This window comes from Stutzerimonas stutzeri, assembly GCF_002890895.1.
GTDB lineage: Bacteria > Pseudomonadota > Gammaproteobacteria > Pseudomonadales > Pseudomonadaceae > Stutzerimonas > Stutzerimonas stutzeri_AB.
In genome coordinates this window covers 421,520-437,069 of record NZ_POUL01000005.1, presented here as the reverse complement: position 1 = coordinate 437,069, position 15,550 = coordinate 421,520, and the positions used below count along the sequence as shown (strand labels likewise).

Below are 15,550 nucleotides of genomic sequence, written 5' to 3'. Positions count from 1 at the left end.
GCAATCACTTAGAGCGTTACTCCTCTTCTAAGAGAGTAGCCAAGCGTCTCCCCACCACGTCCAGCTCGGCGACGTCAGCCCCGCGTAGGAGTTTACTTTCGTGGCAATCAGTGAATTGGCATCCCCCTCTCCGGCACCTCCACACACACATGAATCGCATCATGCCGCCAATACTCCACGTCGCAATCGATCAACCGATCATGCTGGTCGCGGTTGAGGCGGGTGATGCGCAGGGCTGGGCTGCCGGGGGCGGTGCGTAGTGTTGAGGCCGCTTCGGGGTGTAAGGCTGTAGGGACCATGTCGAAACGGACGCGGCCGTAGTGGATGTCGTATTCGCTGGCGTAGAGCTCAGTCAGCGAGCGGGTCAGGTCGTGGTGGAGAATGCCTGGGAAATAGCTGGGGTTCAGGTAGTGTTCGACGTAGAGCACTAGGCGGCCATCGATGCGCCGGGCACGGCGGATCTGGAAGACGCCGGATAACGCCGGCAATCCCAGTCGCGCACACATGTCTGCCGCAGCGGGCACCAACCGGGCCGACAGGACCTCCGTCGCTGGGGTCCGGCCCTGCTCTTGAACCATGGCGTGAAAGTGGCTACGCACGAGCGGGTTGTATGCAATCCGAGGCGGTGAGACGAACCAGCCTCGACGATCCTCGCGGTAGATCAGCCCCTGCGATTCCAGCTGGCCCAGCGCCTCGCGCAGCGTGATACGCGTGGTATCGAACAGCTCGCTGAGCTTGCGCTCAGACGGTAGCTGGCCACTGGGCTGGAGCAACCCGTGGGCGATCTGCTCCTGCAAGGACCGGCAGATTGCCGTAACCGCTCGCGGTGCTTCGTCACGCATCACTTACCCCCATAGCTGGTCCAGACCAGTGCCAAAGCGGAGCGATTGCTCCCGTCATTTTTTGGCCGATGCCGACTTTCAGGCTAGGCAAGCTAAATGACCGGCGCATGACATCAGTGTGTAAAGCAGCCCATTTGCGTCTGCTCTGGCCCGATCAAGCGTATCGGTGAAAACAGATGAAACCGCGCCAAGCAAGGCGCTCAGCCTGAGCTAGGCTTGCTACGGCACTCCTGTCGCGGTGTCGCTCTAACGGGCGGCGGCGGAGGCAACGACATCAAAATGTCATTTGCACCCCCTAGATTGGCTCCAGTCTTGCTGATCTAGACCAAACTGACCTGCGAAAGGAGCTTCTGATGAAACGACTGCTGCTGGCATCACTGCTGGGATCGGCGATTGCCTTGGCGACATCGGCAAACGCTGCACAAACGGACCTGAAAGGCCTCGAAGAGGCGGCGCGTGCGGAAGGTGAGGTCAACAGCGTCGGCATGCCGGACAGCTGGGCCAACTGGAAGGACACCTGGCAGGACCTGGAGAAGAAGTACGGCCTCAAGCACATGGACACCGACATGAGCTCGGCGCAGGAGATCGCCAAGTTCGCCGCCGAGAAAGACAACGCCACGGCCGACATTGGCGACGTTGGCGCCGCGTTCGGGCCGATTGCCGTACAGCAGGGTGTCACCCAGGCCTACAAGCCAAGCACCTGGGAGCAGATCCCTGAGTGGGCCAAGGACAAGGACGGTCACTGGATGCTGGCCTACACCGGCTCGATTGCCTTTATCGTCAACAAGCAACTGGTCGACAAGGCGCCGACCTCCTGGGCCGAGCTCAAGGATGGAAACTACAAAGTCGCTATCGGTGACGTCAGCGCGGCTGCTCAGGCCGTAAACGGTGTGCTGGCGGCCGCGATCGCTAACGGTGGCGACGAGACGAACATCCAGCCGGGCCTGGATTACTTCGCCGAAATCGCTAAGCAGGGCCGCCTGTCGTTGTCGAACCCAACGATCCAGACGCTGGAGCGTGGCGAAGTGGAAGTCGGTGTGGTCTGGGATTTCAACGGCCTGTCCTACCGCGACCAGATCGATCCAAGCCGCTTCGAAGTGCTGATTCCCTCCGATGGATCAGTGATCTCCGGCTATTCGACCATCATCAACAAGTGGGCCAAGCACCCCAATGCCGCCAAGCTGGCACGTGAGTACATCCTGTCCGACGCCGGTCAGATCAACCTCGCGAAGGGCAATGCGCGGCCGATTCGTGCCGAGCACTTGACCCTGCCAGCCGAGGTGCAGGCCAAGCTGCTGTCGAACGAGCAGTACGCCAAGGTCAAGCCCATCGAGAATGCCGAAGCCTGGGAAGCGACCTCTAAGGCGCTGCCGCAGCAGTGGCAGGAAAACGTGATCATCGAGATGGAGTGAGGCATCGACGGGGAGGGTGGGCTGACGCACACCCTCCCCATCTACTGACTGCCTTCAACAGGAACGCCTCATGCGCAAAGCCATCCTCGTGATCCTCGACGGCCTGAGCTATTCGGTAGCCGAGCACGCGCTGGGGCACCTCCAAGCGTATTGCATGGCCGGGCGCGGCGCCTTGTATCGGCTGCAGTGCGAGCTGCCCGCGCTGTCTCGACCGCTGTATGAGTGCATCCTCACCGGCGTGCCGCCCATTGAAAGTGGCATCGTGCACAACGATGTGGTACGGCTGTCCACCGAACGCAGCATCTTCCACTACGCCCAAGACGCCGGGAAAAGCACGGCGGCCGCGGCCTATCACTGGGTCAGCGAACTCTACAACCGCGCGCCGTTTCACGCGGTACGCGACCGTCACAGCGACACCCCCGAGCTGCCGATCCAGCACGGGTATTTCTACTACGAAGACCACTACCCGGATTCACACCTGTTTGCCGATGCTGAAAGCCTGCGACTGCGGCATAAGCCTGACTTCCTGCTAGTGCACCCAATGAATATCGACGATGCCGGCCACAAGCACGGCCTGGATTCGTCTCAATACCGCAACGCGGCGCGGCGCGCCGACATCCTGCTGGCGGAGTATCTGCAGCCTTGGCTGGATGACGGCTATCAGGTGCTGGTCACCGCCGACCACGGCATGAACAACGATCGCTCCCATAACGGCTTGTTGCCGGAAGAGCGTGAAGTGCCGTTGTTCGTTTTCGGCTCAGCGTTCAGCCTCGACCCGGCCGCCCGCCCGAAACAGACCGAGCTGTGCGGCACGCTGTGTGAGCTGCTCGGCGTAGCCCACGACAAACCGCTGTGTCGGGAGCTGCTGATATGACCGCGCCGCTCCAGAACAACGTCAAGACCGCGGCCATACGCGACCATGCAGCTCCGACCACCGTCAGTCGCAGGCCAACACGTGGCAAACACCTGGCGCTGCTCTGCCTGCTGCCTTTCGCGCTGTTCTTTTTTGCCTTTCAGATCGCCCCGCTGCTGTGGGTGACGGTCAACAGCCTGAACACGCCCGAAGGCTGGGGCTTGGCCAACTTTCAAAAGATCTTCGGCTCGAAGTTCTACCTGCAAGCCATCAAGCACAGCCTGCAAATCTCTTTCTGGTCGAGCCTATTCGGCATCGTCATTGCGATCCTCGGCAGTTACTCGCTGCGTCAGGTTGATTCCAGACTGCGTGACTTCGTCATGGCGTTCTCGAACATGACCAGCAACTTCGCGGGCGTACCGTTGGCCTTCGCCTTTGTCATCCTGCTCGGCTTCAACGGGGCACTGACCATCCTGCTCAAGCAGGCCGGGATCATCGAAGACTTCAACCTCTACTCCAAGACCGGCCTGATCGTGCTCTACACCTATTTCCAGATCCCGCTGGGTGTGTTGCTGCTCTACCCCGCCTTCGACGCGTTGCGCGAGGACTGGCGCGAATCGGCCTCACTGCTCGGTGCGGGCACCTGGAGCTACTGGCGCTACATCGGCCTGCCGGTGCTGACCCCCGCATTGCTGGGCACCTTCGTCATCCTGCTGGCTAACGCGCTGGGCGCCTACGCAACCGTCTACTACCTCACCACCGGCAACTTCAACGTGTTGCCGATCCGCATCGCGGCGATGATCTCCGGTGACATTTCCCTGGATCCCAACATGGCCAGTGCCTTGGCGATGGTGCTGGTGGGGCTGATGGCAGTAATCACCGTGGCGCATCAACTACTGCTACGGAGGAGCTACCATGCGGGCCACTGAAGCCAGGCGCGGCCTGCTTTACCACCGTATCGTGGTATGGCTGCTGTTTCTGATCTTGCTGCTGCCTCTGGCGGCAACCTTTCTCTACTCGATCTCCAGCAGTTGGTCGGCGACTATCCTGCCGGATGGGCTGACCTTCGACTGGTATCTGCAACTGTGGAGTGAAGAGCGCTTCCTGCGTGCCTTCGGCCAGTCCTTGCTGGTCTGCTTCGGCGCCCTGGCGCTGGCGGTGGTGCTGATCCTGCCGCTGCTGTTCGTGGTGCATTACCACTTCCCGAAGCTCGACGGCCTGATGAACATCCTTATCCTGCTGCCCTTCGCGGTGCCGCCGGTGGTGTCCTCGGTCGGACTGCTGCAGCTCTATGGCTCCGGGCCGCTGGCGATGGCCGGTACGCCGTGGATCCTGATCGGGGCGTACTTCACCATCGCCCTGCCGTTCATGTATCGCGCGATCAGCAACAATCTGCAGGCGATCAACCTGCGCGACCTGATGGACGCTGCCCACCTGGTCGGCGCCAGCACCTGGAAGGCGGCTTTTCTGGTGGTGCTGCCCAACTTGCGCAAAGGGTTGATGGTGTCGCTGTTTCTGTCCTTCTCCTTTCTGTTCGGCGAATTCGTCTTTGCCAACCTGCTGGTGGGCACGCGCTATGAAACCCTGCAGGTGTACCTGAACAACATGAAAAACAGCAGCGGCCACTTCAACAGCGCGCTGGTGATCTCCTATTTCTTCTTTGTGCTGGTGTTTACCTGGGCGGCGACTCGGCTGAATCGTGAGCGCACAGCATGACTGGAGCAGTTCGTGGGTGGGCTTAGGTCTGAACGGTGGGCGTTAGGCCAGCCTCCACGGCTATGTGCTGAGTCCGTCGAGCGTGCCCCATATGGCCCAGCTCTTTCAAATTGATCCATGCCACCGCAGCGGCAATTCGAGACAGGAACCCTCATGAGCTACCTTTCCATTCGCGGCCTGCATAAATCATTTGGCGATACCCAGGTCTTCAGCGACATCAATTGCGAAGTCGCCAAGGGTGAGCTGATCACCCTGCTCGGCCCGTCCGGCTGCGGTAAATCCACGCTTCTGCGCTGCATCGCCGGACTGACCGAGGTGGATGGCGGACAGATTTTGCTCGACGGCGAGGATCTGGTGCCGCTTGCACCACAGAAACGGCAGATCGGCATGGTGTTCCAGAGTTATGCGCTGTTCCCGAACATGACCGTCGAACAGAACGTCGCCTTCGGCCTTCGCATGCAGAAGATCGCCCGAGACGAGAGCGCACGGCGGGTGGCCGAGGTGCTGGCGATGGTCGAGCTGAATGATTTCGCCCGTCGTTATCCGAGCCAGCTTTCCGGCGGCCAATGCCAGCGCGTGGCCCTGGCGCGCTCACTGGTGACCCGCCCTCGCCTGCTGCTACTCGACGAGCCCTTGTCAGCGCTGGATGCGCGCATCCGCAAGCATCTGCGTGAGCAGATCCGCGCGATCCAGCAGGAGTTGGGACTGACGACTATTTTCGTCACCCATGATCAGGAGGAAGCCCTGACCTTGTCGGACCGCATCCTGCTGATGAACGCCGGCCGCATCGTCCAGAGCGCCGATGCCGAAACCCTCTACACCGCACCAGTGGATGCCTTCGCCGCCGGCTTTATCGGCAACTACAACCTGCTCGCCCCGGACATCGCCTCGCGATTGCTGCAACGCCCGGTTGATGCGCAGGTGGCGATCCGCCCGGAAGCCATCGCGCTGAGCAACTCGGCCGACGGCGGCAGCAACATTGCCGCCGTGATCAAAAGCCACAGCCTGCTTGGCAACGTGATTCGCTACCGCGTCGAAGCACGCGGAGTTGAACTGCTGGTCGATGTACTGAATCGCTCCGCCGCCGATCTCTTTCCCCGCGGCTGCCAGGTTGGCCTTACCATCGACGCTTCGGCAATTCACGAGGTGGCTTGATGGCCCTGGCAATTTTCGACCTGGACGAAACACTGATAGACGGCGACTGCGCCAGCCTTTGGGCCCATGAAATGGCCAAGATCGGCTGGGTGGATGGAGAATCCTTCCTGCGCAAGGATGCCGAGCTGATGGCTGAATACGCTTTCGGCACGCTGGCGATGGAAGACTACATGGCCTTCAGCCTGACACCCCTGGTAGGCCGCACGGCTGAAGAGGTGGACCATGTCGTCGAGCCCTTCGTCGAGGGTGTGATCGAGCCGCTGATCTATAACGACGCCATGCGCTGCATCGCCGAGCATCGCAAGGCCGGCGACCGCATTCTGGTGATTTCCGCTTCGGCGGAGTTCCTCGTCGGGGCCGTTGCCGAACGCCTCGGGATCAGAGAAGTGCTGGCCATTCAGCTGGAGGAACAACACGGCTTCTACAGCGGCAACACCCGTGGTGTGCTGACCTACCGTGAAGGCAAGGTGACGCGGTTACGTGAGTGGGCAGAGGCGGCGGGCGAATCGCTGGAGGGCGCGCACTTCTACTCCGACTCGATCAATGACCTGCCGCTGCTCGAGCAAGTGGCGCATCCGCATGTGGTGAACCCCGACCCGCTATTGCGCGAACAAGCCGAAACCCGGGGATGGCCTCAGCTGACCTGGGCCTGATGCGCACCCATGCGCCTCAGGCGTTGGCATTCAATGGCAGCAGAACTCTGAACAACGCACCCTTGCCCTCTTCGCTCTCGACTTGAATCTGGCCTTTGTGCGCTTTGACGATCTGTTCTGCGATGAACAACCCAAGACCGAGGCCAGCACTGCATTCGCTGCCTTCGGCGCGCTCGAACTGGCAGAAGATGCGCTCCAGGCTTTTCGGGCTGATACCGATGCCCTGGTCGCGCACTTCGATACAGGCACCAGACTCGCTCGCGCCGACGCTCACCTGCACCGGGTTACCCGCACCGTAACGCATGGCATTGGTGAGCAAGTTGGCCAGCACCTGCTCGATACGAAACTCGTCCCAGCAACCGATGATCGGTTCGGGGCGCTGGAACAGCAGTGTGCAGCCGCTCACTTCCATTTGCGGGGCGAAATTTTCCACCACGCTGGCTACGAGCTTTCCCAAATCCACCTGCGTCGGCCGAATCGACAGCTTGCCGGTGCGGATACGCGACACATCGAGCATGTCGTCGATCAGGCGGATCAGGCTCTGGACCTGGCGCTCATCCTTGTCGACCATCTGCCGCAGCTTGTCCTCGCTGAACACCGCGGCGCTCTCGCGACCGAGCTGTAACTTACGCAGCTGCACTTCCAGAATGAGCGTATTGAGCGGCGTCTTCAGCTCGTGGGAGACGATCGACATGAAGTCGTCGCGCATGCGCACCGCATTCTCCAGTTCGGCCTTGGTGCTGCGCAGCTCGTCGAGCAGCACTTCCTGTTCGCGACGGCTGCGCTCCAGCTCTTCGAGCTGACGCGCCAGGCGCTTGCGGTTGCGATACAGGTCGACGAACACGCTGACCTTGCTGCGCACCGCATGGGTGTCCAGCGGCTTCTGCATGAAGTCGACGGCACCGCTTTCGTAGCCCTTGAACGCATAGTCAAGCTCGCGCCCAGCGGCGCTGACAAAGACGATGGGGATCTGCTTGGTGCGCTCGGTACCGCGCATCAGCTCGGCCAGCTGGAAACCATCCATACCGGGCATCTGGACATCGAGAATGGCCAGTGCGAACTCGTGGCGGAGCAGCAGTTCAAGCGCCTGTTCTGCCGACTCGGCCTGATGGACCCGGATGCCCGGGCCCTGTAGCAGGGCCTCCAGCGCCAGCAGATTTTCCGGCAGATCATCGACGATCAGCAGGTTCGCTTCATCGGTTTGGTTGGGCATCAGTCACTCCAGATCACGCAACAATCGATGAATATCGCGTAAAGGCAAAATGTAATCCGGCGCGAAGCGCTGGAGTGCAGCAAGTGGCATCGTCGGCACCTCGGCTTCGCCGGGCTCCTGAACGATTGTGAGGCCGCCGGCCTGCTTGATCGCCTCAAGCCCGGCGGCGCCGTCCTCGTTGGCACCGGTCAGGAGGATGCCGGCGACGCGGTCGCCCCAGACATCTGCCGCAGACTCGAAGAGCACGTCGATCGAAGGTCTTGAAAAATGCATCGCCTCATCCTGGCTGAGCGACAGCGTCATGTCCGCCTCGACCAGCAGGTGGTAGCCCGGCGCTGCGAAGTAGAGCGTGCCGCCGTGCACCGGCTCCTTGTCGCGCGCTTCCTTCACGGCCAGATCGGTCTTGCGCTGGAAGATCTCCACCAGCTGGGTCGGCCCTTTCGGGGGCACGTGCTGAACCATCAGCAGCGGCAAGCGAAACGTACGCGGCAACCCCGACACCAGCGCACTGAGCGCGGACAACCCGCCAGCCGACGCGCCGATCACCACGGCATCCACAGGCCGGGCGGGCAGCTCGGTTGAGGCTTCGGCAGGCGCGTTCATAGCTTGCGGAAAATCCTTTCCTGCTTGTTGAAGGCTTCGAAACGCTCGGCATAGCCGGAAAACTCAAGGGTTTCCTTGCTGCCGAGGCCTAGAAAGCCGCGATGACAGAGCGAATCGAGAAACAGACCAAAGGCCCGATCTTGCAGCGGCTTGTTGAAATAGATCAGCACGTTGCGGCAGGAAATCAACTGCGTTTCGGCAAATACGCTGTCGGTCGCCAAGCTGTGATCGGCGAACGTTACGTTCTCTTTCAAGGACTTATCCATGATTGCCGAATCGTAGGCGGCCGTATAGTAATCGCTCAAGCTGTGCTTGCCACCGGCACATTGGTAGTTGTCGGTGTACTGGCGCATGTTATCGATGTTGAAAATGCCCTGACGCGCACGCTCGAGCGACCTTGGGTTGATGTCGGTCGCGTACAGGATTGTGCGTTCGAGCAGCCCTTCTTCCTTGAGCAGGATCGCCATCGAGTAGACCTCTTCGCCCGTACTGCAACCGGCAATCCAGATCTTCAGTGACGGGTAAGTGCGCAGTACCGGGATGACCTGCTCACGCAGCGCCAGGTAGTAGCTGGGGTCACGGAACATCTCGCTCACTGGGATGGTGAGAAACTGCAGCAGCTCCATGAACGCCTGCGAGTCGTAGAGAATCCGGCGCTGCAGCTCCGAAATGCTCTCGCAGCGCATCTGCTTCAGCGCCAGCAGCACGCGGCGCTTGAGCGAAGCACTGGAATAGTCACGGAAATCGTAGCTGTAGCGCAGGTAGATCGCTTCGATCAGCAGCTTCAGCTCGATGGCCTGGTTGCGGTCCGGCATGTCAGAGCAGCTCCACCTTTGGCAGCCAAACGCGGATCAGCGAGAACAGACGGTCCAGGTCGATGGGCTTGGCCAGGTAATCGTTGGCGCCCGACCGCAAACAGCGATCCTGATCGTCCTTCATCGCTTTGGCCGTCACCGCAATGATTGGAAGCTTGGCGAAGCGTGGGTCCTTGCGGATCTCCTGCATGGCGGTGAAGCCGTCCATCTCCGGCATCATGATGTCCATCAGCACCAAATCGATATCGCCAACGTTCTGCAACTGGGCAATGGCCTCATGGCCGTTGCGCGCGATCTCGATCAGCGCGCCTTTCTGCTCCAAGGCGCTGGTCAGGGCGAAGACGTTACGCACGTCGTCGTCGACCACCAGAATCTTGCGGCCCTCGAAGGCCTTTTCCCGGCTGCGCACGCTTTTCAGCATCTTCTGCCGCTCCGGCGGCATGTCCGACTCCACCTTGTGCAGGAACAGCGTGACCTCATCGAGCAATCGCTCCGGCGAACGCGCGCCCTTGATGATGATCGAGCGCGAATATTTCATCAGCGCCGCTTCTTCATCACGAGTGAGGTTACGTCCGGTATAGACGATCACTGGCGGGAACGAGCAGATGTCCTCGCGCGCCATGCGTTCGAGCAGTTCATGGCCATCCATATCCGGCAGTTTGAGGTCGATGATCATGCAGTCGAACACCGTGGTACGCAGCAGCTCGAGGGCTTGCTGACCAAACTCCACCGCGGTGATCTCGATATCGGTGTCCTCGATCAACCGCGAGACGCTTTCGCGCTGACGGGCGTCGTCTTCGACCAGCAGGATACGTTTGACCTTCTGCGCCAACTTCTCCTCGAAGCGGCCGAAAACGGCCTTGAGGTCTTCGCGGGTCGTCGGTTTGGTCGCGTAGCCGATGGCGCCCATCTGCATCGCGGCTTCCTTGCGATCCTCCACCGACACGATGTGCACCGGGATGTGCCGCGTGATGGGGTTTTCCTTGAGCCGTTCAAGCACGGTCAGCCCGGAATGGTCTGGCAACCGCATGTCCAGCAGGATCGCATCGGGCCGGTACTGCACTGCGGTGTCGAAGCCGTGGTCGGCGTTCTGCGCGATCAGGCAGCTGTATTTCAGTTCGTGGGCCAGGTCGCGAAGAATGCCGGCAAACTGCGGCTCGTCCTCGATTACCAGCACCGAACGCTCGAACGGGAAGCGCTCGCGATCGTCCGTCAGGGACGCCACGCCTTGGGCTTGCTCCAGCACCGGTCGCGGCGTTGCAGCAATAGGCGTCGTCACGGGTGCAAGCGCTGCCTGGATATTGATCGGCGCAGGTAAAGGCTCGGGCTCCTGCTCGGCCACCGGGGCACTGTAGTTCTCAGGGATGATCAAGGTGAACACGCTGCCGGCCCCCGGCTCGCTACTGACCTCGATGGTGCCACCGAGCAGCTGGGCCAGCTCGCGGGAGATGGACAAGCCCAGCCCGGTGCCGCCATAACGGCGGTTGGTGGTGCCATCGGCCTGACGGAAGGCTTCGAAGATCACATCCTGCTGATCGGCGGGAATACCGATTCCCGAATCACGCACGGCAAAGGCGATCTGCTGGTCGTCACGGCGCGTGACCCGAAGTTCTACCGAGCCCTTTTCTGTGAACTTGAAGGCATTGGACAGCAGGTTCTTGAGAATCTGCTCCAGCCGTTGGCGGTCGGTGAAGAGGCTGGACGGCACGCTTTCGTCGAGTTGAACGTCGAACTGCAAGGTCTTTTCCAGCGCCTGGGCGAGAAACAGGCTCTTCAGGCCATCAACCAACCGCGTGAGGATCAACAGCTCGGGGTGTACATCCAGCTTGCCGGCTTCGACCTTGGAAATATCCAGAATGTCATTGATCAGATTGAGCAGGTCGTTGCCCGCCGAATAGATCGAGCGCGCGAACTGCACCTGGTCTTCCTGCAGATTGCCGTGCGGATTGTCGGCCAGCAATTTCGACAGGATCAGCGAGCTGTTCAGCGGCGTGCGCAGCTCGTGGGACATGTTGGCGAGGAATTCCGATTTATAGCGACTGGCGCGCTGCAATTCATCAGCGCGCTCTTCGAGCATCAGCTGCACCTCATGCAGGCGATGGTTTTTCAGGTCCATCTCGTCGCGCTGCAGCGCCAGCGCCTGGGTCTGTTCGGCGAGCTGCTCGTTGGTCTGCTCCAGCTCGGCCTGCTGCTCTTCCATGTGCGCCTGCGACTCACGCAGGGCGTTGGACTGCTCTTCGAGCTCCTCGTTGGCTGCGCGCAGCTCTTCCTGTTGCACCTGCAGCTCCTCGTTGAGCTGCTGGGTTTCAGCCAGCATGCGCTGCAGACGCTGACGGTAGCGCGCGGCTTCGATGGCCGAGCCGATGTTCTCGCTGACCCGCTGTAGCAACTCACGGTCTTCATCAAGCAAGGGCCGCAAGAAACCGATCTCAAGCACGGCGTTGACCATGCCGCTGTCCTCGACAGGAAAGATCAGCACCGACGCTGCGTCAGCGCTGCCCAGCGCCGAGCTGACGTTCAGGTAACCCTGCGGCACATTGTCGAGGCGCATCACGCGGCGCTCCAGGGCCACCTGGCCCACCAGCCCCTCGCCAAGCTCCAACGCGCGACCGGATTGCAGACGTTCCCGGTCCCAGCCGAACTCCGCGACGCGCTGCAGCTTGCCATCCTGCGTGACGTAGAGCGCGCCAACACTCATGCCCAGGTAGCGCGCGAGGAAGCCAAGCACGTTCTGGCCCAAGGTCGGCAAGGCCTGTTCGCCAATCATTGATTCACTGAGCTGGGTCTGGCCTGTTCGATACCAGGCCTGCTTTTCCAGAGCGGCGGCGTGCGCCTGTTGCTGTTCGAGCGACTCCGAGTAGCTGTCCGACAAACTGATCAAATCACGCCGCCCGAAATAGACCAGCAGGCCGCTGAAGATCAGGCTGAACAGCAGAAAACCGCCAATCAGCGCGGTGGTGATCGCTTCGGTCGTGTCGGTACGCTCGGCTCGGACCTGCCGTTCGTGGGCGATGAACTCATTGAGCAGACGACGCTGTTCTTCCTTCAGCTCAAGCCCTCTGTGGCTGCGGACATAGTCGATGACAGGCTGGTTCTGATCCCTGCGCTCGATCGCTTCCCCGGCGAAAGCGATCCATTGCTCATGCAGCCGGCCGATGCGCTCGACTCTATTCAGCTGTACCGGATCGTCGGCGGCGAACGTGGTCATCTGTTCGAACAGGCTTTCGTACACCGGCAGCTCATTACGGTAGGGTTCGAGAAACACCTCTTCTCCGGCGATAAGGTAGCCACGCATCGAGGCCTCCAGATCACCCATCACCTTGAGCATGTCGTGGGCATAGCCGACGCCCACCACCGAGCGCTCGACCCAGTGGCCGACGTTGAGCAGGAAGTAAACAATGGCACTGAAGAAAAACGCGCTGAGGAAACCGAAACCCAGAGGCACCGCCACGTTGCGGTTGAGGATTCGCTTGAAGTGATTCTGATCGATGAAAGAGTCGCCCATCTGGTTCCTTCCAAGCCACTGTGCCCATGACAGTGGCCCACGGCCACGCCGGCAGATGCATCCGCGCGAAGCGAACGTCTCCGATCCCGACAAGTTCTTGGTGATTCGCGTGAGATGCCACAAGCCACGCAGTCGATCGGGGACTTTACACCGCCTCGCTTGCAAGCACAAAAAAGCCCGGCCGAATGGCCGGGCCCGATTGCTCGCGGGTCAACCCTTAGCGACGGGCAATGATCCAGACCGCATGAATGATCCCCGGGATATAGCCCAACAAGGTCAGCAGAATGTTAAGCCAGAAGGCGCCCCCCAGGCCTACCTGCAGGAACACCCCCAGCGGCGGCAGCAATATCGCGATGATGATGCGGATCAGGTCCATTGTGGTTCCCCTTAAGTCTGGTTTAGCCAATCGGTCTACTGTGAGTCGACCGGTTAGCCGGAAAGGGGTTCCTTTGACTGCAGCAATCGGCGCGCCTACAGATAGCGCGTCGGGACGTTTCGATGGAGCAACCGCAGCCGAAAAGGCAGCGATTTCAAAATCCGGTAGCGACCGTTTGAGTCGCCTGGGGCACCCGAAGGGCGCAAGAAGGAGAGAACGCGGCTGGCCTTGGAATGCAGTCAGCTGAATGCGTCGATGCCGTATGCCTTGTGAGCCACGTGCAACGCCAAGCAACAGCGCTAGGCCAGCCGACTATCGCCGATAATCCAAGCCCGTCGCCATAAGCGAATAGTCGAACATGACACCCAACATTCCGGTTTTTTATTGCTTAAAGACGAGCAGGCGGTTCGGGCCTGTTGCGCTTACGTCGGATGTTGATCCATGACAACACGGCCAACGCCAGCATCAGCCCGGTCATGTTGTAGTTTCCGATCGCCGCGTAGCCCAACGCCGCGAGCGAACAGGCTACGAAACCGATCCACCTGACGTAACCCATCGCTGTTCGCACCGCGCCGCCAACGCGGTCATCGTCTTGCTGTCCCATTCCACCTCCCCGCAGGCGTTCCAGCGCCTTGGCTAACGTGGCTACTGCAGCGCAGCGCGCCACTTTATTTCAGCACTCGCTGTGTCCGTTTCACGCTGCCACATGGGGCGGTAAGGAGCAATGCTCATGGCAGTCAAACAGCGTGCCGCCAGCGAGCCACATCCGCCACGTTTGAGGCGATTAATGCAAAAAAAAACCGGAGTAGCGGAGCATCACGCAACGGCACGCACCTTGCGCCGTAGACCGCCCCTTTGGTTCGGTCCTGCACGAGATGTGAGGCTCGCAGACCACGCGGCGTCCAGAGGGCGCTGCCTCCTGGCCTGACCTGGGTCAAGGTACCGCACAGCGAAGAGGAACCTGCGGCCGACTGGACTATCCTCAGAGAACCGCGTCATCAATCATCGGCCTGCCGCCGACCGGGAGGTTACAGCTGATGCATCGTCGTCTGGTTCACCGGTTCGCCTGGCTGCTTGGCCTGATGCTGGCCTTCGCCAGTGCCGCACAGGCGGCCGGGCCGGTGATGGTGCTGCGGGTCGACGGTGTTATCGGCCCGGCCAGCGCCGATTACGTCATCCGCGGCATCCAGCGGGCGCAGGAGGCCGATGCGCAGCTGCTGGTGCTGGAGCTGGACACGCCTGGCGGGCTGGATATCTCGATGCGCGCGATGATCAAGGAGATCCTCGCCAGCCCATTGCCGATCGCCACGTACGTCACGCCCAGCGGTTCGCGGGCGGCCAGCGCCGGCACTTACCTGCTCTACGCCAGCCACGTCGCCGCAATGACCCCCGGCACCAACCTCGGCGCCGCAACCCCGGTGCAGATCGGTGGCAGCGGCGGCGGCCCACCGGTGCCTTCACCGGAGGCCGATAAAGAAAACGAAAAGAGCGGCGACGCCATGAGCCGCAAACAGGTGAACGACGCAGCCGCTTATATCCGCGGCCTGGCGCAATTGCGCGAGCGCAATGCCGAATGGGCCGAACGGGCTGTGCGCGAGGCCGTCAGTCTGTCGGCAACCGAGGCATTGGAGCTGAACGTAGTCGACTACCTGGCTGACGACCTCGATGACCTGCTGACCCAGCTCGACGGGCAAACCATCCAGACCAACACCGGCCCGCAGACATTGAGGACAGCTGGCGCCACTGTCGAGCGCCATGACCCGGACTGGCGAGTCCGCCTGCTGGCCGTGATCACCAACCCCAGCGTTGCGCTGATCCTGATGATGATCGGCATCTACGGACTGGTCTTCGAGTTCTCCAACCCAGGCACCGGCGCCGGCGGCGTCATTGGCGGGATCTGTCTGCTGCTGGCGTTGTTTTCGTTGCAATTGCTGCCAATCAACTATGCCGGGGTCGCCCTGATTCTCCTGGGCCTTGCGTTCATGGTCGCCGAAGCCTTCGTGCCCAGCTTCGGCGTGCTGGGCCTTGGCGGCGTTGCCGCCTTTGTAACCGGCTCAGTGATCCTGATCGACACTGAGGTGCCAGGCTTCGGCATTCCATTGGCCCTGATCGGCACCCTTGGCGTCATCAGCGCGCTGCTGGTCTTTGCCATCGTCAGCATGGCGCTCAAAGCCCGGCGGCAGCCTGTGGTCACCGGTGATGGCGAGCTGATCGGGACGCTTACCCGAATCACCGGTGTCGAGGCCGATAGTCCCGGCAACGGCTGGGTGCAGCTGCACGGCGAGCATTGGCAAGTGCGGGGAACGGCGCCGCTGCAGGTGGGCCAACAGGTTCGCGTGGTAGCACGGCATGGCTTGCAACTGGATGTGACCGCGGCCGACGGGCCCTCAATCGAGAAGAGGTGAAA

Annotated in this window: 14 protein-coding genes; 7 read left to right on the top strand and 7 right to left on the bottom strand. The window is 61.2% G+C overall.

Annotated elements, in window-relative coordinates:
- Positions 1-107 precede the first annotated feature (107 nt).
- Entirely contained in the window at positions 108-842 is a 735-nt protein-coding gene (locus tag CXK96_RS12450) for a UTRA domain-containing protein (protein ID WP_102836753.1), read from the bottom strand.
- Positions 843-1,195: 353 nt separating this feature from the next.
- Between CXK96_RS12450 and CXK96_RS12445 the strand changes: the two genes are divergently transcribed.
- From CXK96_RS12445 to CXK96_RS12420, 6 genes are all read left to right on the top strand, one after another.
- Positions 1,196-2,254 carry an ABC transporter substrate-binding protein gene (locus tag CXK96_RS12445; protein WP_102836752.1) on the top strand — a complete coding sequence of 353 codons (1,059 nt, stop codon included), beginning with the start codon at positions 1,196-1,198 and terminating at the stop codon, positions 2,252-2,254.
- Between the two features lie 70 nt (positions 2,255-2,324).
- A complete protein-coding gene (locus CXK96_RS12440) occupies positions 2,325-3,128 on the top strand; it encodes an alkaline phosphatase family protein (RefSeq protein WP_102836751.1) in 804 nt (267 codons plus the stop codon).
- Complete coding sequence (locus CXK96_RS12435) at positions 3,125-4,036, top strand: ABC transporter permease (protein WP_256061606.1); 912 nt, start codon at positions 3,125-3,127, stop codon at positions 4,034-4,036. The genes CXK96_RS12440 and CXK96_RS12435 overlap by 4 nt, the downstream gene beginning before the upstream one ends.
- On the top strand, positions 4,023-4,823 hold the full coding sequence (locus CXK96_RS12430; RefSeq protein ID WP_102836750.1) for an ABC transporter permease: 801 nt from the start codon (positions 4,023-4,025) through the stop codon (positions 4,821-4,823). The genes CXK96_RS12435 and CXK96_RS12430 overlap by 14 nt, the downstream gene beginning before the upstream one ends.
- A gap of 153 nt (positions 4,824-4,976) precedes the next feature.
- Positions 4,977-5,978, top strand: coding sequence for an ABC transporter ATP-binding protein (locus CXK96_RS12425; RefSeq protein WP_102836749.1), 1,002 nt, complete (start codon positions 4,977-4,979; stop codon positions 5,976-5,978).
- Positions 5,978-6,631 (top strand): HAD family hydrolase, encoded by a 654-nt coding sequence (locus tag CXK96_RS12420; protein ID WP_102836748.1) that lies wholly within the window; start codon positions 5,978-5,980, stop codon positions 6,629-6,631. The genes CXK96_RS12425 and CXK96_RS12420 overlap by 1 nt, the downstream gene beginning before the upstream one ends.
- A 16-nt stretch (positions 6,632-6,647) precedes the next feature.
- On the opposite strand, the gene CXK96_RS12415 is transcribed toward CXK96_RS12420, so the two are convergent.
- The 6 genes from CXK96_RS12415 to CXK96_RS12390 form a co-directional block, all read right to left on the bottom strand.
- Entirely contained in the window at positions 6,648-7,844 is a 1,197-nt protein-coding gene (locus CXK96_RS12415) for a hybrid sensor histidine kinase/response regulator (RefSeq protein WP_102836747.1), read from the bottom strand.
- 3 nt (positions 7,845-7,847) lie between these two features.
- Positions 7,848-8,447 (bottom strand): chemotaxis protein CheB, encoded by a 600-nt coding sequence (locus CXK96_RS12410; protein ID WP_102836746.1) that lies wholly within the window; start codon positions 8,445-8,447, stop codon positions 7,848-7,850.
- A complete protein-coding gene (locus CXK96_RS12405; protein WP_102836745.1) occupies positions 8,444-9,262 on the bottom strand; it encodes a CheR family methyltransferase in 819 nt (272 codons plus the stop codon). The genes CXK96_RS12410 and CXK96_RS12405 overlap by 4 nt, the downstream gene beginning before the upstream one ends.
- Before the next feature lies 1 nt (position 9,263).
- Positions 9,264-12,767 (bottom strand): response regulator, encoded by a 3,504-nt coding sequence (locus CXK96_RS12400; protein ID WP_102836744.1) that lies wholly within the window; start codon positions 12,765-12,767, stop codon positions 9,264-9,266.
- Between the two features lie 217 nt (positions 12,768-12,984).
- Positions 12,985-13,143 (bottom strand): YqaE/Pmp3 family membrane protein, encoded by a 159-nt coding sequence (locus CXK96_RS12395; protein ID WP_045423855.1) that lies wholly within the window; start codon positions 13,141-13,143, stop codon positions 12,985-12,987.
- 388 nt (positions 13,144-13,531) lie between these two features.
- Complete coding sequence (locus CXK96_RS12390) at positions 13,532-13,747, bottom strand: hypothetical protein (RefSeq protein ID WP_102836743.1); 216 nt, start codon at positions 13,745-13,747, stop codon at positions 13,532-13,534.
- Positions 13,748-14,180: 433 nt separating this feature from the next.
- Between CXK96_RS12390 and CXK96_RS12385 the strand changes: the two genes are divergently transcribed.
- Complete coding sequence (locus CXK96_RS12385; protein WP_102836742.1) at positions 14,181-15,548, top strand: NfeD family protein; 1,368 nt, start codon at positions 14,181-14,183, stop codon at positions 15,546-15,548.
- The last annotated feature ends 2 nt before the right edge of the window (positions 15,549-15,550 follow it).

Bases quoted from the DNA above. Each gene is read 5' to 3' on its own strand.
- CXK96_RS12430 (WP_102836750.1), top strand. From the start codon at position 4,023: ATGCGGGCCACTGAAGCCAGGCGCGGCCTGCTTTACCACCGTATCGTG.
- CXK96_RS12390 (WP_102836743.1), bottom strand. From the start codon at position 13,747: ATGGGACAGCAAGACGATGACCGCGTTGGCGGCGCGGTGCGAACAGCG.
- CXK96_RS12445 (WP_102836752.1), top strand. From the start codon at position 1,196: ATGAAACGACTGCTGCTGGCATCACTGCTGGGATCGGCGATTGCCTTG.
- CXK96_RS12410 (WP_102836746.1), bottom strand. From the start codon at position 8,447: ATGAACGCGCCTGCCGAAGCCTCAACCGAGCTGCCCGCCCGGCCTGTG.
- CXK96_RS12395 (WP_045423855.1), bottom strand. From the start codon at position 13,143: ATGGACCTGATCCGCATCATCATCGCGATATTGCTGCCGCCGCTGGGG.
- CXK96_RS12435 (WP_256061606.1), top strand. From the start codon at position 3,125: ATGACCGCGCCGCTCCAGAACAACGTCAAGACCGCGGCCATACGCGAC.
- CXK96_RS12450 (WP_102836753.1), bottom strand. From the start codon at position 842: ATGCGTGACGAAGCACCGCGAGCGGTTACGGCAATCTGCCGGTCCTTG.
- CXK96_RS12405 (WP_102836745.1), bottom strand. From the start codon at position 9,262: ATGCCGGACCGCAACCAGGCCATCGAGCTGAAGCTGCTGATCGAAGCG.
- CXK96_RS12400 (WP_102836744.1), bottom strand. From the start codon at position 12,767: ATGGGCGACTCTTTCATCGATCAGAATCACTTCAAGCGAATCCTCAAC.
- CXK96_RS12385 (WP_102836742.1), top strand. From the start codon at position 14,181: ATGCATCGTCGTCTGGTTCACCGGTTCGCCTGGCTGCTTGGCCTGATG.
- CXK96_RS12420 (WP_102836748.1), top strand. From the start codon at position 5,978: ATGGCCCTGGCAATTTTCGACCTGGACGAAACACTGATAGACGGCGAC.
- CXK96_RS12440 (WP_102836751.1), top strand. From the start codon at position 2,325: ATGCGCAAAGCCATCCTCGTGATCCTCGACGGCCTGAGCTATTCGGTA.
- CXK96_RS12415 (WP_102836747.1), bottom strand. From the start codon at position 7,844: ATGCCCAACCAAACCGATGAAGCGAACCTGCTGATCGTCGATGATCTG.
- CXK96_RS12425 (WP_102836749.1), top strand. From the start codon at position 4,977: ATGAGCTACCTTTCCATTCGCGGCCTGCATAAATCATTTGGCGATACC.